This is a genomic window from Streptomyces sp. NPDC005070, from assembly GCF_053600395.1.
The window spans coordinates 1-1,811 of the sequence record NZ_JBSFZS010000436.1 but is presented as its reverse complement, the minus strand read 5'-3'; the positions used below and the strand labels follow the sequence as shown (position 1 = coordinate 1,811).

Below are 1,811 nucleotides of genomic sequence, written 5' to 3'. Positions count from 1 at the left end.
GGCGGCGGCTGCACGGGGGCCGCGCTCCAGAACGGTGACGCGGGCTCCGGCCGCCGCGAGGTAGTAGGCCGGGATCGCGCCGCCGAAGCCGCTGCCGATCACCAGGACGTCCGTGGTCTGCGCCGTCATGCCGGGCTCCCCGACTCGGTCGTGTTCGGATGGAGTGCCGCGAGCGGGCGGCCGTAGGAGAAGTCGGGGAAGCGCCAGAGGCCGTCCGGGTCCGGCTCGGGGAAGCGCAGCCACGTCAGTCCGGGATGGCCCTGGCCGAGGGCCTCGACGGTGTCCTGCTGTCCGGCGGTGTCGAACGCCAGCCCCACCAGCAGGCTCATCACCTGCCAGATCGGCCGGTCCAGGTCGTCGGGGTCGAACAGGCCGCCGACCAGGGCGGTGCGGTCGGAGAAGGGCAGGCCCACGAAAGGCGGGTGCGTCGGTGGCAGCCAGATCAGCCGGAGGGCGGCATAGGCGACGGCGCGGACGTCCAGCAGCCCAGCGATCGCGGGCAGCAGCGGTGCCACCGGCAGGTCGGGCGAGTTGAGGAGACCGACGGCACCGGCCTGTACGGCACCGGGGCCGGTGACCGCACCGGCGACCGCCACGTCACCGGGAAAGCGGCGTTGGCCCGGGATCAGGGTGTCGGCGAACGCCTCGAGCGTCTGTGTCGTCCAGCTCCCGGACGCGTCGGTCGCGGCGTCCGCGGGTGTGTCCAGTCCGCCGGCGGACAGTCCTGCGAGCGTGGCGACCAGTGCCTTGAGGATGGATCTCCGGTCGGGTCCGGTCATGGCGGTTCACCCGGCCAGTGCGCAGCGCAGGTCGTAGGGCAGGGACACGGTCAGTCCGGTCTCGCCCGCGGCCTGACCGTAGTCACTCAGCGCGCGGGCGACGTCGGGGAAGAGGGGTTCGAGCGCGGTGACCGCGTCTCCGACCCCTACGGTGTGTCCGTCGATGCGGAAGTTGGTCAGGCGGGTTCCGGCCCGTCTCGCGGCCTTGTCCCACCAGTACTGGCCGTCCCACGTCACCCACGGCGTCGCTCCGTGGGTGGACTGCACGCTCCAGTGATCCTTCTGATAGTAGTGGCAGGTCACCATGGCGACGGCGAAGCGGGAAGGCTCGGCCACCAGGAACCGCAGAGCTCCTCCGTCGTCGACGGTGATGTCCCGCTTGCTGTACTCCACGCACAGCGGGTCGGCGAACGTCAGCCACCAGGGCGGCTGTTCCCCTTCCCCGAACTCGTGCCAGGTGCAGTCGGCGGCGAACCTCGGTTCGGTGAATGGATCCACGAATGTGTCGGCGGCCCCTGTGGAACGGGGAGCCTGCCGTATCGGGCTCTCGCGGACCACCGGCTTCGACGGTGCCGCAGCGGCAGTGCTGGTCGTGAACAGGACCGCGGACGCTCCCAGAGCCAGCGCGCAGCCGGCTGCGGAGATACGAAGGCGCAGGACAGACACGGGACCTCCCGTAATCGGGGCAGGGTGAATGTCACGCAGGACCGGCCACCGCCGCAGCGTGCTGGGCGGGGCGGGGCAGGCCGGCGTACCGAGGATGAGGCACACATACCGGCCAGTACAAGAGGTGGGTCAGTGACTGAGCCACTGAGCCTATAGATGTGACCTACCGTCAACTGCTGCGCCTGCAAGGGCGATTGAGGCCGCTGAGGCTGCTGCTGTGTATCGCGCCGCCGACGCGGAGCCACCCACGGCAAGGCCACCGCGCACGCCGGCCAGAGGAACCAGATGCCGATGACCGGCAGGATCAGCACCGCGACACCGAAGGTGACGGTGATCAGGGTGCCGTTCTGGATGAGCAGCACGCCC

The 1,811-nt window shown here is 70.5% G+C and carries 4 protein-coding genes; 1 reads left to right on the top strand and 3 read right to left on the bottom strand.

Annotated features, from left to right (window positions below):
* The 3 genes from ACWEBX_RS39980 to ACWEBX_RS39970 form a co-directional block, all read right to left on the bottom strand.
* Nucleotides 1-129, bottom strand: a 129-nt coding sequence (locus ACWEBX_RS39980; protein ID WP_451889611.1) for an FAD-dependent oxidoreductase, incomplete at its 3' end; no start/stop codon positions are given.
* Nucleotides 126-779, bottom strand: a complete 654-nt coding sequence (locus ACWEBX_RS39975; RefSeq protein WP_451889610.1) for a DUF5987 family protein — start codon at nucleotides 777-779, stop codon at nucleotides 126-128. The genes ACWEBX_RS39980 and ACWEBX_RS39975, both read right to left, overlap by 4 nt.
* Nucleotides 780-785: 6 nt before the next feature.
* Nucleotides 786-1,277, bottom strand: a complete 492-nt coding sequence (locus ACWEBX_RS39970) for a hypothetical protein (protein WP_451889613.1) — start codon at nucleotides 1,275-1,277, stop codon at nucleotides 786-788.
* Nucleotides 1,278-1,603: 326 nt separating this feature from the next.
* Between ACWEBX_RS39970 and ACWEBX_RS39965 the strand changes: the two genes are divergently transcribed.
* A partial coding sequence (locus tag ACWEBX_RS39965) for a hypothetical protein (protein WP_451889612.1) occupies nucleotides 1,604-1,811 on the top strand: 208 nt, incomplete at its 3' end.

What these genes read in the sequence shown, in the direction of transcription:
- ACWEBX_RS39975 (WP_451889610.1), bottom strand. Translation starts at nt 779, where the DNA reads ATGACCGGACCCGACCGGAGATCCATCCTCAAGGCACTGGTCGCCACG.